The following is a 17,642-nucleotide window of genomic DNA, read 5'->3' on the forward strand; positions in this document are numbered from 1 at the left end:
ACCGCTCCCTTCGCATACGGCTCGGGGCGCGGCCGACGCGTCGCTGGTGCGAACACCTCCAGGGAAGGTCGTCGGTGCTCCGGGGGCGTGAACCGCACCACAGCGACGCCCGGTAACACGGGGTTCACATGCGAGCAATGATCGGGAAATCGCATGTTGGCAGGCTGCCCGGCATCAGCGCGGCGTTTCAGTGCCGCAGCGCCGCAGCACCCGCACATGCGCCTAGTGACCCACCCCGAAGGATGTGTCCCGTGACCTTCAAGGCTGAGTACATCTGGATCGACGGCACCGAGCCGACGGCCAAGCTCCGCTCCAAGACCAAGATCATCGCGGGTGAGCCCGCCGGTCTGGACGCGCTGCCGATCTGGGGCTTCGACGGGTCCTCCACGAACCAGGCCGAGGGGCACTCCTCGGACCGTGTGCTCAAGCCGGTCTTCACCTGCCCCGACCCGATCCGCGGCGGCGACGACGTCCTCGTCCTGTGCGAGGTCCTGAACATCGACTTCACCCCGCACGAGTCCAACACCCGTGCCGCGCTGCGTGAGGTCGCCGAGAAGTTCGCCTCGCAGGAGCCGATCTTCGGCATCGAGCAGGAGTACACCTTCTTCCAGGACGGCACCCCGCTCGGCTTCCCCAAGGGCGGCTTCCCGGCCCCCCAGGGCGGCTACTACTGCGGTGTCGGCGCCGACGAGATCTTCGGCCGTGACATCGTCGAGGCCCACCTGGAGAACTGCCTGGCCGCCGGTCTCGGCATCTCCGGCATCAACGCCGAGGTCATGCCCGGCCAGTGGGAGTTCCAGGTCGGCCCGCTGGCCCCGCTGGAGGTCTCCGACCAGCTGTGGGTGGCCCGCTGGCTGCTCTACCGCACCGCCGAGGACTTCGACGTCGCCGCCACCCTCGACCCCAAGCCGGCCAAGGGTGACTGGAACGGCGCCGGCGCGCACACCAACTTCTCCACGAAGGCGATGCGCGAGGGCTACGACGCGATCATCACCGCGTGCGAGTCGCTGGGCGAGGGCTCGAAGCCGCTCGACCACGTCAAGAACTACGGCGCCGGCATCGACGACCGCCTGACGGGCCTGCACGAGACCGCCCCGTGGAACGAGTACTCCTACGGTGTCTCCAACCGTGGCGCCTCGGTCCGTATCCCGTGGCAGGTCGAGAAGGACGGCAAGGGCTACATCGAGGACCGCCGCCCGAACGCCAACGTCGACCCGTACGTCGTGACGCGGCTCCTCGTCGACACCTGCTGCTCGGCACTGGAGAAGGCCGGCCAGGTCTGATCGGCCGCGCCCCGCGCGAAGCGTCCCGGAGGGCGTCCACCGTTCGCGGTGGGCGCCCTCCGGCGTTGTCGGTGGGGCGTGCGAGGGTGAGCGCATGACGATCGACGGGGGCGGCACGGCCGCGGACGGCCTGGCAACGCACAGCCTGGCCTCGGACGGCTTGGCGACGGACGGCCTTGCCATCAAGGTGAAGACGGAGAACTGGCAGGAGCACGCCCGGATCACGGCCGGGGGGCTGCGGGAGCTGGTGGACCGGATCGGCGGCGCGGACGACCGGTTCCTGGTCGTGCAGAGGATCCCGGACGTGCCGGACGTCTTCGTCCAGGTGTGGCACGAGCACGGCAGCGGGGAGTACCAGCTGGAGCACCGGGAGGGCCGCGACCGGTTCTTCGGGACGGTCCTCGCCGACCGGGAGCGGGTCGCCGAGGCGATGACCGGCTGGGCGCGGCGGGCGGACGGCTGGGACAGCGGCATCGACTGGACCCCGCTCGACCACGACCCGCCCGTGGACGTGCCGGAACTCCCGGACGCGGTACGGGAACAGATCGAGGAGCGGGTACGGGAGCTGCTGGCCTGCGGGTACGACGACCGGGCGCGGCTCACCGAGGCCGCCGAGGAGTACCTGGTCGACGGCGACGACCGGCCCGTCTCCCCCGCGCAGGCCCGTCGGCTCGTGGACCGGCTGTGGACGGAGCGGCTCGCGGAGCAGGAGACCTGGGAGGGCACCACCGACCCCGAGCGGATCACCCGCGCGTTCACGGCACTTCGGGCCGCCGGGATCACCGCCCGGGAGAACTTCACCTGCTGCCGCACCTGCGGCATCAGCGAGATAGGCGGCGAGAGCACCGACGGCGACCGGGGCTTCGTGTTCTTCCACAGCCAGTGCACCGAGGGCGCGGCCGCCGGACACGGACTGATGCTGCTGTACGGCGGTTTCGACGGGGCGGCCGCCACGACGACGTCCGTCGGGCACGAGGTCGTGGCGGCCCTCGCGGCCGAGGGACTGTCCACCCGGTGGGACGAAGATCCCTCCCAGGCCATCACCGTCACGCCCCTGGACTGGCGGAAACGCCTGGTGGGATGAGGTGCTGACCGATCCGTGCGGTTTTCGGGACGCGTCCGAGGAGTGAGAGCGGGGTCCTCTCGCGGGGCGGTGTCTGCTTCAATGGGGCCATGGCCAGCTTCCAGATCAGCCGCGCGACGGGTCGCCATGACCTCGAGCCCTTCTGGCCTTCCCGTCAGCACCACGACTTCGACCGGGTGTGTTGCCGCGCGATGAACGCGCCGGCCCTCTAAAGCCGCACACCCCGGCCTTCGGTCGGCGCGACACGACGTACGTCCCTCGGCGGAGCCGACCACGAATTCGGTCGCCGAGGTTTCCCGGACGAACCTCTCGCGCGAAAGAGCTGACCTCTCATGGCGAACACCCGTTCCCTCTCGACCGCCGCCACCCTGACCGCCGCCCCGGGGCCCGCCCCGGCCGCCGCGCCCTCCGCCACCGGTTCGCCCCGCCACCGGTTGCGTGCCGTGGGCCGGGACGAGGTGGTCGACGTCGCGGACTTCCTGCCGCCGGGCACCACCTGGCTGCCCGCGCCCCAGCACACCCTGCCCACGCTTCCGGGTCAGCCGCCGATGGTCGGCTATCTGGTCCTCGTACCGGCCGACCAGCAGCCCCCGTTGCTGCCGTTCGCCGTCGCGGGAGAGGGGCCCGCCGACGGCGCGGGCGGCCCCGAGGCCGCCGTGCCGGGCGCCGGGTCCGGCGACGAACTGGTCCGCGTCGACACCGTGCAGCGCACCGCCCAGGTGAACGGGCGGCCCCTCGACCTGACCTACCTGGAGTTCGAACTCCTCGCGCATCTCGTCGCGCATCCCCACCGGGTCCACACCCGCGACCAGTTGGTCACCACGGTGTGGGGCTACGGGCATGTGGGCGACGGGCGGACCGTCGACGTCCACATCGCCCGGCTGCGCCGCAAGCTGGGCGCCGAGTTCCGTCAGGCGATCCAGACCGTACGGCGGGTCGGCTACAAGTACGCGCCGCCGCCGGCCCGTTGACCTCGGCTCCGCCCGGCCCGGCTGCACGCCGCGGAGGCCGGGCGGCGACGGCGGGCGAATCTTCTGAGAGCAGAGCACCGTTCCGTACCGGGCGCCCGGCGGGCAGAGTCGGCCCTATGAGACTTCTGATGCTGGGTGGTACGGAGTTCGTGGGTCGCGCCGTCGTGGAGTCGGCGCTGGCCCGCGGCTGGGAGGTGACCGTCTTCCACCGGGGACGGCACGAACCCCCCGCCGGGGTGCGGTCGTTGCTGGGCGACCGCACCGCTCCGGACGGGCTCGCGGCGCTCGTCGACGCCTCCGCCGCCGTCACCGCCTCCGGCGAGGGCGGGTGGGATGTCGTCGTCGACACCTGGTCGGCGGCGCCGCGAGCCGTCCGGGACACCGCCCGCCTGCTGGCCGGTACGGCCGGGCGGTATGTGTATGTGTCGAGCTGCTCCGTGTACGCCTGGCCGCCGGCCGCCGGGTCCGACGAGAGCGCGCCGGTGGTGGAGGGCGCGGCGGCGGACGCCGGGCAGACGGACTACGCCCGCGACAAACGGGGCGGTGAGCTGGCCGCCGTCGAGGCGTTCGGCGCGGACCGGTCGCTCCTCGTCCGGGCCGGGCTGATTCTCGGGCCGTACGAGAACATCGGGCGTCTGCCGTGGTGGCTGGGCCGGGTCGCCCGGGGCGGGCCGGTGCTGGCGCCCGGACCGCGTGACCTCCCCCTGCAGTACATAGACGTCCGCGATCTGGCGGGCTGGGTCCTCGACGCCGTGGAGCGGGGGGCGAGCGGGGCGTACGACGTCGTCGGGCCGCCGGGGACGACGACGATGGGGGAACTCCTCGACGCGTGTGTGCGGGTGACGGGCGGACCGGCGGACCTGCGGTGGACTCCGGCGGAGGCGGTGCTCCGGGCGGGGATCGAGCCGTGGACGCAGTTGCCCGTGTGGGTGCCGGAGGGCAGCGACCTCCATGGGGCGCTGCACCGCAGGGATGTCTCCCGTGCCGTACGGGAAGGGCTGCGGTGCCGGGGCGTCGAGGAGACCGTGCGGGACACCTGGGAGTGGTTGCTGAGCCTCGGCGGGGTCGCCCCGCAGCGGCCCGACCGGCCCGTGGTGGGGCTCGATCCGGAGGTGGAGACCAAGGTGCTGGGCGCGTAGGTGGTGGACGGGCCCCAGGCTCCACACGCCGTGAGCGCTCGACAACTCGTAGTCGCGCGGCGGGTGTTGAAACCCGGTCTCCACACGAATCTCTCATCAATTTGTGAGTCGGCTGAACACTCCTGGGACTCACCGCGTATCTGAGGGAGCCGCTTCACTCCTGTCGGGCGCCTCGATGCCCCGCAAGGAAGTCAGAGGAGTTCCATGGGACGCAACACACGGAAACGACGTTCGCCGCTGGCCGTTCGGGCCATTGCCGCATCCGCGGCGCTCGCGGTAGCGGGCGGCGGTCTGGTCTGGGCGAATTTCTACGCCTCAGCAGGCGAGTCGAAGTCCAAGCCGAACGCCACGCTGGCCGCTGCCCAGGTGGCCACCATCGCCTGCCCGGACGTCGGCCAGAAGCTGACGAACGTTCCCCGCCAGGCGCGCGCGGGAGTCGCCAAGGAGCTGGCGCTGCTGGACCGGCAGATCACCGAGGCCTACAAGCGTCTGGCGGAGACCCGCCAAGCTCAGTCCCGGGACGCCAACTTCGTCAACAACGCCATTCTCGGCCCGCTGAAGTCCAAGCGGTCGGCCACCATCGACCGGATCGGCATCAACATCCGGCGTGTGGGCGGCCAGGTTCCGCAGGGCATGGCGCAGCTCGCCGCCTGCCAGAGCAAGACCGACCAGGCGCAGACCAACGCCGGCGGCGCCCAGAACCAGGGTGGCCAGCAGGGCGGCCAGCAGGGTGGTCAGCAGGGCCAGAACCAGGGTCAGCAGGGCGGTCAGAACCAGGGTGGCCAGCAGGGCGGCCAGCAGGGCAACAACGGCCAGGGTCAGGGCCAGGGCGGCAACGGCCCGGTGGCCGGGGACTTCATCAACATCAACCAGGTCCAGCCCAACGGCGGCCCGAAGGGCGTGAACGGCAACGGTCTCGCCGCGAACGGCAACGGTGGTTCGCGCGGCTCCTTCACCACGAACTGCGGAAACAACAAGAACGAGCTCCGCAACTCGGACAACGTGATCGTGGCCCCCGGCGTCAGCAACGGTGCCCAGCACCAGCACGACTACGTCGGCAACCAGAGCAACAACGCCTTCGCGAGCGACCAGCAGCTGGCGAACGCGCAGACGTCCTGCCAGAACCAGGGCGACAAGTCGTCGTACTTCTGGCCGGTCATCCGTATCCAGGACGGTACGCAGGACATCGACCAGGGCAAGCCCGGTGGTGGCCAGGACAAGAACGTCGGCAAGATCGTCGAGCCGAACCAGGTCCAGCTGAAGTTCGTCGGCAACAAGCGCGGCCCCGTCGTCGCGATGCCGCAGGCCCTGCGCATCATCACCGGTGACGCGAAGGCGTTCGTGAACGGCCTGGGCAACGCCAACACCAACTGGAGCTGCACGGGCTTCGAGAACCGTGTGGTGACGGACAAGTACCCGATCTGCCCGCAGGGCAGCTCCGTGGTGCGGACGTCCTTCTTCCAGAGCTGCTGGGACGGCAAGAACATCGACAGCGCCAACCACCGCACCCACGTGAGCTTCGTCAAGGGTGACGGCAGCTGCGCCAACGGCTTCAAGGCGATCCCCCAGCTCCAGGTCCGCCTGGTCTACAACGTCCCGGCCCCGCAGATCCAGAACGGGCAGGTGAAGAACGCGTACGCGGTCGACTCCTTCCCGGAGAACCTGCACAAGCCGATCACCGACCACAACGACTTCATCAACTTCTTCAACCAGAACACGATGAACAAGATGGTCAACTGCATCAACAACGGTCAGAACTGCACGTGATACCGAAGCGGTCCTGAACGACCGAAGCCGGCGGTGGGAATTCCCACCGCCGGCTTTCGTGTGTGCCGTGTGCCGGGCCCGCGCGGTCGAGGAGGCGGGCGCGGCGCCCGGCTATCCGCTGTGGCCGCCGCCGCCGTGGCTGCCGCTGTCGTTGTGGCTGCCGCCGGGGTTCATGTGCTCCGAGCCCTCCTGCACATCCCCGCCGAGGGTGCCCTGGAGCCCGGCGACCGTCTTCTTCTCGCCGACGGCGACCCACTTGCGGCCGACGAGGTAGTAGCCGCCGTAGTCCTTGGCGCCGGCGAGCCATTCCGCCTGGCCGCGGTCGGTGGCGAAGGTCGCGAGGACGAACTTGCCGTCGAAGTCGCCGTCCTTGTTGGTGCACAGGGCCTGGCGGATCGTGTCGGCGTCCGTCTGCATGTCGGGCTTGCAGCCCACCTCGCCCGCGATGTGCTCCAGCGTCCCGGTGGCCGTCTTCGGAACCGCCGCGGCCTCGTCGTCGCCCGAGCCGCAGCCGGTCAGCGCCAGCAGGGCCAGGGCCGCGCCGACCGCGCTCCCGGCGAGCCTCTTCCTCGTCACACTCATTCGTACGTACCTCCGGGTCCGTTCCGGCGACGTGAACGCGCCAGCTCCGTGCGCACCGTTGTTCACGGACGGTCGCCCCGTCAGTGTGCCGCCACTGTCGACACAGGGGGCACACGGACATGAACAGTCCGTCGCGACGCACGGTGCTGGGCTCGGCCGGTGCCTTCGGCCTCGGAGCCTTCCTGGATGGTCGGCCCCGGCCCACGCCGCGGAGAGCCCCGGCGGGGCCCCGTCTTCGATACGGCTCCCGCGCGCTCGGCGCTCAATCGGCTGCCGCCCCGTCATGCCGGGCAGTTCGGGGGCGCGGGGAACCGCGCGAGGAACCCCCACCCACCCGCACCCGCCAACGGACAGCGGCACCCCCACCCGCTAGGCGCCCGGCCCCACCCCGGCGGAGCGGCGAGGTGACCATCTCATCATTCGCTCGTTCTGCTGAACGTGCAGTCACAGGATGTCGCCCCGCGCCCCGCACGTTCCCACGACCGAGAGGCGGTGGTGGATGTCGACCAGGCGGAGGCCGCCGTCGTCGAGCACTACCCGCGTCTGGTACGGCTCGCCTACCTCACGCTGCCCCCGGCACTGGGCCGGAACCGGCGGGTGCTGACGGCACACTCGTTGACGCAGCGGGCCCTGCCGAGGGGCCGCCGCTCGACCTCGTCGATCCCGGCGCAGGCGACGGGGCGGGACCGCGATCCGGCGTACGCCTACGTCCGCCTCCAGGTCGTCCGCTCCGCGCTGGAGGCGGGGCTGCCCCCGTTCCGCGGCGCCTCCTGGCCCAAGCGGTCGCAGCTGCCGCCGTTGCTGCCCCGGGTGTGGGGGCTGCGGCTGTTCCCCCGGCCGGGCGGCGCCGATGAACTCGCCCTGGACCAGCGGCTGTCAGCCCTCTCGGCGGCGGCCCGTGCCGCGTACGTCCTGCGCGGGCTGGAGCGGCTCCCCGACCCCACGGTCCGGACCCTGCTGGAGCAGGCGGGTGTGGAGGACCCGGCGGCCGCGCTGGCGGAGGCCGGCTCCGTACCGGCCGAGCAGTACGCCCTGCTGACCTCTCCCGAGTTCGACCCCTGCTCGCTGCACGCCCGGCCGACCGATCTCGTGCGGCGCCGCCACCATGTGCGGGCCGCGCTGGCCGCGACCGGCGCGGTGCTGGTGTGCGGGGCGCTGCTCGGTCCGCCGGGCGACGCGTGGGGGCCGGACGACGCGGCGGCTCCTCCGTACGCCCGCAACCCCGCCGCCCAGGCCGCCCTCGATCCGGGCCGGTTGACGAAGGCGGCGGCCACCGCCTGGGAGGCGACGGGCCGCACGGACTTCTCCACCTGGCCGGCGCGCGGTGACCTCACCGGCGACAAGGACCTGCTGCGGCGTGCCCTCGCCGTCTGGGCCCGCCCCGGCGAGTCCGTACAGACGTCGGTGACCCCCGGCACCCAGGCGGGACCACCGCCCGGTCCGCCGCAGCTGCTGTACGCGGGGAAGGTCGACAACCTGCGGGTGGTGCTCCTGTACGACGGCCTGCGCGTCGCCCGCTACGCCGAGCCCCTCGACAACCCCGAGGTGGCCGCCCTCGACCTCTCCCGTGTCGACGGGGCGACCGGCGGCGGGGCCGGCGCGCTGCTCCTGGGCCGGGCCGACGGCAACGTCCGCTATCTGACGGCCCCTTGGGTGCGGAAGGCGGCCGTACGGGATCTGGCGCGGCCCTCGGAGGAGGTGGCGCCGCTCGCACTGTCGAAGGACGGGGTGACGGGGCCGTTCGCCAGCCCGGCGGTGCGGACCGGCAGGTGCGCGTCCTGGGACGTGCTGCAACTGACCGAGGAGTCGGGGCGGACCCGGCTGCTGACCGACCTGTCGGAGGTGGTCCCCGCCCACCTCACCGTGGGACGCCCCTCGTCGGCACCGGCCCGGGAGGCCACGCGGGCCCCGGAGGCGTGGGCGCCCTTCGCCTGCTCGCTGGCCGCCGTACGGTCGCAGGGCGTACGGGCCGTGAACGCCTGGCAGTTCGCCCGGCAGCCGTTGCCCGACGGCAGCGGCACCGCCGACTGGGTCTGCACCCGTGCCGAGACCTGGCGGGGCGCGGGCACCCGGGTGCTGGCCCAGTTCAACACCCCTGGCGGCGCCTTCGTCACCGCGGCCGTCGACGAGGTCCCCGCCTGCGGCCCGGCCGACCCGCATGTCCTGGCCGCCGCCCCCTGGAAGTCCGCGGCGGGCGAGTCGTACCTCCTCGCCGCCGGTGCGAAGGACACCGTCTCCGTGGAGGTCACCGGCGGGGTGAGCGGTTCGGCACCGGGGAACGTACTCGCCGTACCGGCGGAGGACGGCGCCCGGACCGAGCTGAAGGGCACGCTGGCCAACGGGCGGACGATCAGCGGTCTTCAGCCGGCCGCCCAGTGAACGGGGCCACGCGGGAGGTGAACTCATCCACCGGTCCACCTTGTCTGCCCGTCGACCTGATCCCTCCGAACCCTCCGAGCCCTCCGAGCCCTCCGAACCCTCTCGAACCCGCGGATGCCCCCTGATCCAGCCGCTCGAAGGCCGGAATGAATCGGTAAGGTGTTCGCATGAGAACCGGTGTGCGCCGCAGGATGGGTGTGGAGGAGCGGCGGCAGCAGTTGATCGGCGTCGCTCTCGACCTCTTCAGCCGGCGCTCGCCCGAAGAGGTCTCCATCGACGAGATAGCGACGGCGGCCGGTATCTCCCGGCCGCTCGTCTATCACTACTTCCCCGGCAAACTCAGCCTGTACGAGGCCGCGTTGAAGCGGGCCTCGGAGGATCTCGCGGACCGTTTCGTGGAGCCCCGCGAGGGCCCGCTCGGGGGTCGCCTGCTGCGGGTGATGCGCCGCTTCTTCGACTTCGTCGACGAGCACGGCCCCGGTTTCTCCGCCCTGATGCGCGGCGGCCCGTCCTTCGGCTCCTCCCGGACGAACGCCCTCGTCGACGGCGTGCGCCAGGCCGCCTATGTCCAGATCCTGTCGCACCTCGACATCGAGGACCCGCCCGCGCGCCTCGAACTGCTCATCCGTTCCTGGATCTCCCTGGCCGAGTCCACCGCTCTCATCTGGCTGGACGGCCGCGAGATCCCCCGGCGGGAGCTGGAGACCCAGCTCGTGCACGACTTCGCCGCGCTCATGGCGGTGAGCGCGGCGTCGGACGAGGACATGGCGGCGATTTTGCGCCAGGTGATCGCCGACGAGCCGGAGGACGGCCCGTTCGGCGATCTGATGGGGCGCCTGGTGACCCTGGCGCAGCCGTAGCGGGCGCCGGGCCCGGCTCGGCTAGACCTCGTACTTGGCGTAGGAGGGGTCGAGGTCGCGTACCTCCGCCGACGCGTGGAAGGCCAGGCCCTCCGCCACCTTCACGTGCTCGCGGAGCAGGCCCAGCACGTTCTCCGTCAGTGTCGCCTTCGTCTCGTCGGTGCGGCCGACGAGCAGGCCCAGCGTGACGTGCACGACACCGTGCCCCTCGGTGTCGGGTCCGACCGTGGTGTCCTCGGTCCGCCGGAACTGGGTCTTGCAGGCCTCCGGCTTGGCCACGGCGGTCCGTACGACCTCCTCGTGCAGGGCCTTCGCGAACGCGGGCCGGTCGAAACCATCGGAGAGTACGGCGGAGTAGTCCACGGTGATCTGCGGCATCGATGCGCTCCTCGGCAAGGTGTTCCAGCGGGTGTGGAAAATCAGCTCACCCTAGCCGGAGGCGGAGCGCCAGCATCGCGATGTCGTCATCCCGGTCCCGCCCGAAGCAGTGCAGCAGGGTGTCGCACAGGGCGACCGTGCCGAGCGGGGCGTCCGCCGCGGCGGTCCGCAGATGCTCCATGGACACCGACAGGTCGATGCCGCGGGTCTCGATGAGTCCGTCGGTGACCATGAGGAGCCGGTCCGTGGGCCAGAGCGTCGTCTCCGTGGGCTCGGGCCGGTCGAGGCCGAGCCCGAGGAGCGGCCCGGACGCCTTCACGTACTCGGCGTTGCCGGCCTCGTGGACGACCAGCGGCGGGATGTGGCCGGCGTTGGCGACGCGGACGCGTCCGCTGCGGGGGTCGACGAGGGTGAGGCAGACGGTGGCGGTGACGTCGGGGTGGTAGTGCTGGAGCATCTGGTCGAGCCGGGCGGCCAGCACTCCGGGGTCGGCCTCCTCCACGGCGAAGGCCCGCAGGGCGTGCCGGATCTCGACCATCACGGTGGCCGCCTCCAGGGAGTGCCCGACGACGTCGCCGACGGCGGTGAGGACTCCGCCGCGGGTGGAGACGGCGGCGTAGAAGTCGCCGCCGATCTCGGTCTGGCGGGACGCGGGCACATAGCGGACGACGACTTCCAGGCCGGGGAACTCGGGCACCTGCTTGGGCAGGAAGCTGTGCTGGAGGGTGAGGGCGACATGCCGTTCGACCTGGTACATGAGCAGCGGCTGCGCGGCCAGCGCGGTCGCCTGGGCGAGCCGGGAGACGAGGCCGATGGTGTCGGTGGGCGTGGCGTGGGTGCCGCTCAGGGGCAGGGCGACGCACACGGGGGTTCCGCCCTCGGTGCGGGCCAGCACCAGGCGGGCGTCCTCGCAGACGCCGGGCCGGAAGAAACCGGCGGGCCACAGGGGAGCGGGGACGACGGTGTCGTGCGCCCGGGGGTCGGCGGCGGTGAGGCGCCGGATGAGCCGGCCCACGGCGTCGTGGGCGCCGGCGTCGGGGAGGGTGGTGCGGGCGCGGGCACGGGAGGTGCCGCTGTAGAGCTCGCCGTCCTCGCCGAGCACGAACACGGCGGCCGGTGACCGGGTGAGCCGGGCGGCGCCCTCGGCGGCGGCCGCCGCGAGTTCCCCGAGGGAGCGGGCGGCCTGGACGTCCACGATGGTCTCGGAGAGCAGGGTGAGCCGGCGGACGAGGGCCTCGGCGCCGTTGCGCATACGGGCGCCGCGTACGGCGGCGCGGACGACGGCCTGGATCTCCTCGGGTTCGGCGGGCACCGTCAGATACGCCTCGCCGCCGGCGTCGAGGCCCCGGCAGCGGTCGCCCGGTGCGATGGCGGCGGCGGAGAAGTGGACGACGGGGAGGGCCGCCGTCGGGGGCTGTGCCTTGAGCCGGCGGCAGAGTTCGAAGCCGCTCATGTCGGGGAGGCCGACGTCGACGAGGGCCAGGTCGGGCAGGGCGCCCGAGCGGAGGCGTTCGTCGAGTTCGGCGAGGGCCTCGCCGGCGCTGGCGACGGGGACGACGCTGTGTCCGGCTCTGCGGAGCACGGCGCCCATGGCGTAACGGCTGGCGGCCGCGTCGTCCACCACCAGAACGGTGGTGCGTCCCTCGTCGGCCATGAGACTCATACGGTTGCTCGTCCCTGAGGCTCGGGTGGTACAGGCCCTTTCGCCTGCACCACCCAAGCTAGCGTCCTACCGGTTCGAGCGTGCGAATACCGCCACGGTCCGCCCCGGAACGGCGAACGTGCCGGATTCCGCCGCGTACGACGCGGACTTGACGGTAGAGTCCGCGCCCCCCGCCTGCACCGGGTGCAGTGCGTAGGCCGTTCCGGCGAGGTCCGTCACCGTCTGCTTCGCCTTCTCGGGGGTGGCGTTGAAGACGACGACGAGGTCACCGAGCTCCATGGTGATCACGCCGGGGGTCTCGTCCTTGCCCGACAGCGGGAAGGAGAGCTTCGACTGGACCTGTCGGGTGGTGTCGAGGGAGAAGTCGCCCTCCGTGGAGCGGATCCGCAGCAGGTCCCGGTAGGCCGCCGAGGCGCCCTCGATCTGGTCGCAGCCGACGGCGACCGAGGTCAGCAGGGGCTTGGCGTAGGACCACTTGGCCTTGTTGTCGGTGGCCGGGGGCAGGCCGCGGCCGAAGCCGTTGCCGGCGCGGCAGTCCCAGTGGATCGCGTTGAACCAGTCGCCGCTGTCGTAGGAGTTGCGGTCGAGGGACTTGGAGCGCAGCAGGTCGGTGCCCGCCTGGGAGAGGGCCGGGCCCTGCGAGAGGGCGGCCGTGGCCATGGCGAGGACCTGCATGCGCGAGCGGTCGGCGGCGCTCGTCGACTTCGGCAGTTTGAAGGCGAGCGCGTCGAACAGTGACTCGTTGTCGTGGGCGTCGACGTAGGCGAGGGCGTCGCCCGGGGCGTCCGCGTAGCCGGCGGCGCTGCCGTTGTAGTCGACCTCGGAGCCCTTGACCTCCTTGCCGTTGGTGTCGGTGAACCGGTAGTCGGCGAGGTTGCCGCTCAGGCCGACCTTGACGAGGTCCTGGTAGTGCAGCAGCCGGGACTTCTGCTCGGCCGGGGTGCCGTTGCCCGCGGAGGAGTTGGGTTCGGTGTAGAGGCCGGAGGCGAAGCCCTGGACTCCGGGGTCCTCGTCGAAGGGGCCGCCGCCGCGGACGGCGTCACGGGCGCGGTCGGAGAAGGTCGCGATACCGGTGCCGGCCATGTTCTTCTGCGTGGCCTGGGTGAAGCGGGCGTCGTCGGCGACCTCGCCGAAGTTCCAGCCCTCCCCGTACAGGATGATCTTCTTGCCGTCGACTCCGTCCTTGGCGGGGGTCAGCGCGTCGAGGGCCTTGCGGACGGCGAGGATGTTGGCCTTGGGGTGGTGGCCCATGAGGTCGAAGCGGAAGCCGTCGACCTTGTACTCCTTGGCCCAGGTGACGATCGAGTCGACGACGAGCTTGCCCATCATCGTGTTCTCGGGTGCCGTGTTGGCGCAGCAGGTGCTGGTCGCGACGGAGCCGTCGGCGAGGAGCCGCTGGTAGTAGCCGGGGACGACCTTGTCGAGGACGCTGGTCTTCGCCTGGCCGCTCGCGGTGGTGTGGTTGTAGACCACGTCCATCACGACCCGCAGCCCGTCGTCGTTGAGCGACTTCACCATCGTGCGGAACTCGACCGTGCGCCGCGTCCCGTCCGGGTCGGTCGCGTACGAGCCCTCGGGGACCGTGTAGTGGTACGGGTCGTAGCCCCAGTTGAAGGCGTCCTTCGCGGCGGCCTTCGCCACGCACTCCTGCTGCTGCTCGGAGTCGGCGGCGTAGGAGCCGAGGTCGCAGTCGGGGGCCGTCTGGTCGGCCTTCCTCTCGGGGACGGTGGCGATGTCGAAGGCGGGCAGCAGGTGCACGTACGAGGTGCCGGCCTTCGCCAGCCGCCGCAGGTGCTTCGAGCCGTCGCTGTCCTTGTCGGTGAAGGCGAGGTAGGTGCCCTTGTTCTCGGCCGGGACCGTCTTGTCGGCGATCGAGAAGTCGCGGATGTGCAACTCCTGGATCCGCGCGTCCTTCAGCGGCACGGCCTTGGGCTTGTCGTACGAGGTCCAGCCGCGCGGGGCGAGGGAACGGTCGGTGAGGTCGACGACGAGGCTGCGCTCGGAGTCGGTGGTGAGGGCGACGGAGTACGGGTCGGTGACCTTGTTGGTGACGACCTTGCCTACGCCGGGCGCCCACACCTTGACGGTGTACCGGTAGGGCCTGCCCTTCCAGGACTTCGGGCCGGTGACGGACCAGACGCCGGTGGCGCCGTTCCGCTTCATGGCCACCTTCGTGCCGTCGAGGTCGAGGGAGACCTGCTGTGCGGTGGGCGCCCAGACGGCGAGGGTGGGGCGGCCGTCGCGGAACGTCGGGCCGAGGTCGGCGTCGGATCCGTCGTAGAGGTCGTCGAGCACCCCGGCGATCTGGACGCCGGTCGCGGCGAGAACGGCTCCGTTGGCGGCCCGCTGGGAGGCGACGAGCTGGCCGCGCAGGGCCTCGCGGACCCGGTCGCGGTCACGGGGGTCGACGGTCCAGGCGGTGTACGCCTTCAGGTGCGGGAACTTGGCCTTCTGGGCGTCGCTGAGGGACGACTTGGTGAGGCGGAGCCAGCGCTCGTCGGTGCTGGTGAGCGCGCCGTCCTTCACCTTGATCGAGCCGGTGCCGGAGTACAGCAGTTGGGTGGAGGCGGCGGCCTCGTCGCCGTTCCAGGCGAGGGTGGTCCGGTCGATCCAGACCGCCTTGGAGGTCGTCAGGTCGAGCGCGGCGGCGGACCCGGCGGGCTGCGGGAGCAGGTACTTCTCCTGGCCGCTGAGCAGCCACACCTCGTGGCCGTTGGCCTTGAGGTCGAGGGACTGGTCGGCGGGGAGGTCCTTCTCGTCGCCCTTGTGGAGGATGTAGCTGAGGCTGGTGGCGCCCTCCGCGAGAGGCACCTCGAAGACGGCGCCGTACGCGTCGGTCCGCACCGGCTCCAGCGGCTTGGACCAGTCGGTGGGGTTGGCGGCCCCGGCCCAGACGTGCAGGCCCCAGCCGTCGTACTTGCCGTCGGCGCGGTGGTAGTGCAGGACGGCCTTGGACTTGTCCTGCTCCGGGTACTCGCCGGCGGGCTTCTCCGTGCGGACGGCCTCCTTGCCCTGCTCCACCCAGATCTCACCGGTCCTGGTGACGTCGATGGAACGGTCGGCGGAGACGTCCTTGGTGCCGTCCTTGTCGATGACGAGGTAGCCGACGCGGGAGGCGCCGGGCTTCAGCTTGACGTAGGCGAAGGCGCCGTAGGCGTCCCGTCCGACGAAGTCGTGCCCCTCCGGCCAGGTCGTGCCCTCGCCGTCGGCGATGTCGCCCCAGGCGTACAGCCGCCAGTCGGTGTAGTCGCCGTCGGCGCGCTTGTAGTGGACGATCGCGTAGTCGCGGGAGGAGGCGGTGGGGATCTCGGGGGCGGGCGGGGTGCCGGTGGTGGAGGTCGCCGTGGCGCTCGCGGTGCGGCCGGCCGAGTCGGTCACGACGGCCTTGTACCGCAGGGCGGTTCCGGCCGGGACGTCCTTGCCGAGGGTGTGGGTGACCTTGTAGGGGGCGTGGTCGGCGGAGCCGAGGGTCTTCCACTTGCCGTGGCCGGTCTGGGCGGCGAAGACCACGCGGTTGAGCTGACCGCCGTCGACATCGGCGGCGATCTCGACGGTGCCGGTGGCTCCGGCGGCCGGTGCCTTGAGGGTGAGGGACGGCTTGGCGGCGGGCTTGCCGAGCTTGCGGGCGGCCTTGAGGACGACGGAGGAGCGGGCCGGGACGGTGACGGTGACCTTGCGGTCGGCGTCGCTCTTGACCTGGTCCTTCGTCCCGTAGATGCCCTTGAAGGTCATGCCCGCCGAACCGGTCGCGAAGGTCGCCGACCTGGCGTCGTCCGCGTTGTTGAAGGCGACGACGTACTCGACGCCGGTGCGGGCGTCGGTGCGGGAGAAGGCGTAGACGCCCGCGCCGTCGTCGGCGTGGCGCTCGGTCTGGATGCCGTCGGCGAGGGCCGGGTGGGCCTTGCGGAGCTTGGCGAGCGCGCTGATCCGCCGGTAGAGCGGCGCCTTCGTGTCGTAGGCGTCCGTGGCGTGGGTGCGGTCGGTGCCCAGCTGATCGTCGTCCAGGTAGTCGGCGACCTTGGAGGCGAAGAGGGTCTGGCGGGCGTCCTTGTCGCCGCCGGCGCCGGTGAAGCCCTGCTCGTCACCGTAGTAGACGACCGGGTTGCCGCGGCTGAGGAACATCAGCTCGTTGGCGAGCCGGTCCTTGGCGAGCAGTTCGGCGTCGTCGGCCTTCGGGTCGTCCTGCTTGAGGAAGGTCCCGATGCGGCCCATGTCGTGGTTGCCGAGGAAGGTGACCTGCTCGTACGCGTTGGCCTTGTCGGTCGTGTACTTGTAGTCGTCACCGAACACGGCGGCGAGCTTCTCGGCGCTGCCGCCCTGGGAGGCGTACGCGCGGGCCGCGTCCTGGAAGGGGAAGTCGAGCGTGGAGTCGAGGCGGCCCCGGGTGACGTACGGGGAGGTCACGGAGGTGTCGGCGGAGTAGACCTCGCCGAACATGAAGAAGTCGTCGCGGCCCTTCCTCGCCGCGTACGCGTCGAGCGCGGTCGCCCACTGGGTCCAGAACTCGGTGTTGACGTGCTTCACGGTGTCGATGCGGAAGCCGTCGATACGGAAGTCCCTGACCCACTTCTCGTAGATCTTCTCCATGCCCTCGACGACCTCGGGACGCTCGGTCCACAGGTCGTCGAGCCCGACGAAGTCGCCGTAGGTGGCGGACTCGCCGGCCCAGGTGGAGTCGCCCCGGTTGTGGTACATGGTCGGGTCGTTGAGCCAGGCCGGGACCTTGAGGTTCCTCTTCGACGACGGCACGACGGGCGTCCGGGGGAAGGAGTCCCGGTCGACCTTCGGGAACGCCTTGGCGCCGTCCGCGTAGTCGGCGTCGTCGAAGGGCTTCCCGTCCTTGGTCAGGTAGGGGAAGGCGCCCTTGGAGAGGTAGCCGTACGACTTCTCCTTGTAGTCGACGACGTCCGCCGTGTGGTTGGTGATGACGTCGAAGAAGACCTTCATGCCCTTGGCGTGGGCCTTGGAGATGAGGGTCTCCAGGTCCTTGTTGGTGCCGAAGTGCGGGTCGACCTTGGTGAAGTCGGTGATCCAGTAGCCGTGGTAGCCGGCGGAGGCGTTCTCGCCGGTGCCCTGGACGGGCTGGTTCTTGAAGATCGGGGCCAGCCAGATGGCGGTGGTGCCGAGGCCCTTGATGTAGTCGAGCCGCTGGGTGAGGCCCTTGAGGTCGCCGCCCTGGTAGAAGCCCTTGTCGGTGGGGTCGTACCCGGTGGCGAGGCGCGAGCCGGTCAGTCCGCCCTTGTCGTTCGTCTTGTCCCCATTGGCGAAACGATCCGGCAGGACGAAGTAGAACTGCTCGCGGGTCAGGTCGTGGCGGGCGGGCTCGGCGGCCAGCTTCGCGTCGGACGGCGGCGGGGGCGGTGTCGCGGCCCCCGCCGCGAGCGGCTGGACGAGCGCTGCGGTCAGCGCGGTCGCGGTGACCGCGCTGACCACGGCGGCCCGTTCGGCACGGGCGGTACGGCGCCTCGACGGCGTCGGCCATCTCGGTATCACAGAGGGACTCCTAGCGATGACGGCTCTGGGGGCGTTGTGAAAG

Annotated in this window: 11 protein-coding genes; 7 read left to right on the forward strand and 4 right to left on the reverse strand. The window is 71.3% G+C overall.

What is annotated here, in order from left to right:
* Window positions 1–251: 251 nt before the first annotated feature.
* The 5 genes from glnII (at window position 252) to ACZ4Z3_RS06405 (ending at window position 6,244) form a co-directional block, all read left to right on the forward strand.
* Window positions 252–1,283: a glutamine synthetase gene (gene glnII / locus ACZ4Z3_RS06385; protein ID WP_468499924.1), complete on the forward strand. Its 1,032-nt coding sequence runs from the start codon at window positions 252–254 to the stop codon at window positions 1,281–1,283.
* A 160-nt stretch (window positions 1,284–1,443) separates the two neighbouring features.
* Window positions 1,444–2,367, forward strand: coding sequence for a DUF6891 domain-containing protein (locus tag ACZ4Z3_RS06390; RefSeq protein WP_468500211.1), 924 nt, complete (start codon window positions 1,444–1,446; stop codon window positions 2,365–2,367).
* A 332-nt stretch (window positions 2,368–2,699) separates the two neighbouring features.
* Complete coding sequence (locus ACZ4Z3_RS06395) at window positions 2,700–3,338, forward strand: winged helix-turn-helix domain-containing protein (protein ID WP_468499925.1); 639 nt, start codon at window positions 2,700–2,702, stop codon at window positions 3,336–3,338.
* Between the two features lie 116 nt (window positions 3,339–3,454).
* Window positions 3,455–4,477 carry an NAD-dependent epimerase/dehydratase family protein gene (locus ACZ4Z3_RS06400; RefSeq protein ID WP_468499926.1) on the forward strand — a complete coding sequence of 341 codons (1,023 nt, stop codon included), beginning with the start codon at window positions 3,455–3,457 and terminating at the stop codon, window positions 4,475–4,477.
* A 204-nt stretch (window positions 4,478–4,681) separates the two neighbouring features.
* Complete coding sequence (locus tag ACZ4Z3_RS06405; protein ID WP_468499927.1) at window positions 4,682–6,244, forward strand: DUF1996 domain-containing protein; 1,563 nt, start codon at window positions 4,682–4,684, stop codon at window positions 6,242–6,244.
* A 111-nt stretch (window positions 6,245–6,355) separates the two neighbouring features.
* Here the strand turns inward: ACZ4Z3_RS06405 and ACZ4Z3_RS06410 are convergent, their stop codons facing one another.
* Complete coding sequence (locus tag ACZ4Z3_RS06410) at window positions 6,356–6,826, reverse strand: hypothetical protein (protein ID WP_468499928.1); 471 nt, start codon at window positions 6,824–6,826, stop codon at window positions 6,356–6,358.
* 438 nt (window positions 6,827–7,264) lie between these two features.
* Between ACZ4Z3_RS06410 and ACZ4Z3_RS06415 the strand changes: the two genes are divergently transcribed.
* Both ACZ4Z3_RS06415 and ACZ4Z3_RS06420 read left to right on the forward strand, forming a co-directional pair.
* The gene (locus ACZ4Z3_RS06415) at window positions 7,265–9,205 is read left to right on the forward strand and encodes a hypothetical protein (protein ID WP_468499929.1); all 1,941 of its coding nucleotides are present in this window, start codon (window positions 7,265–7,267) and stop codon (window positions 9,203–9,205) included.
* A gap of 167 nt (window positions 9,206–9,372) precedes the next feature.
* A complete protein-coding gene (locus tag ACZ4Z3_RS06420; protein WP_468499930.1) occupies window positions 9,373–10,065 on the forward strand; it encodes a TetR/AcrR family transcriptional regulator in 693 nt (230 codons plus the stop codon).
* Window positions 10,066–10,086: 21 nt separating this feature from the next.
* Here ACZ4Z3_RS06420 and ACZ4Z3_RS06425 read toward each other — a convergent pair whose 3' ends face one another.
* The 3 genes from ACZ4Z3_RS06425 to pulA all read right to left on the reverse strand — a co-directional run bounded on the left by ACZ4Z3_RS06425 (window position 10,087) and on the right by pulA (window position 17,599).
* Window positions 10,087–10,443 carry a 5-carboxymethyl-2-hydroxymuconate Delta-isomerase gene (locus tag ACZ4Z3_RS06425; RefSeq protein WP_468499931.1) on the reverse strand — a complete coding sequence of 119 codons (357 nt, stop codon included), beginning with the start codon at window positions 10,441–10,443 and terminating at the stop codon, window positions 10,087–10,089.
* A gap of 46 nt (window positions 10,444–10,489) precedes the next feature.
* The gene (locus tag ACZ4Z3_RS06430) at window positions 10,490–12,097 is read right to left on the reverse strand and encodes a SpoIIE family protein phosphatase (RefSeq protein ID WP_468500212.1); all 1,608 of its coding nucleotides are present in this window, start codon (window positions 12,095–12,097) and stop codon (window positions 10,490–10,492) included.
* Window positions 12,098–12,172: 75 nt separating this feature from the next.
* Complete coding sequence (gene pulA / locus ACZ4Z3_RS06435; RefSeq protein ID WP_468499932.1) at window positions 12,173–17,599, reverse strand: pullulanase-type alpha-1,6-glucosidase; 5,427 nt, start codon at window positions 17,597–17,599, stop codon at window positions 12,173–12,175.
* Window positions 17,600–17,642: the final 43 nt, after the last annotated feature.

The sequence above is a fragment of the Streptomyces sp. NPDC030296 genome (assembly GCF_055572815.1).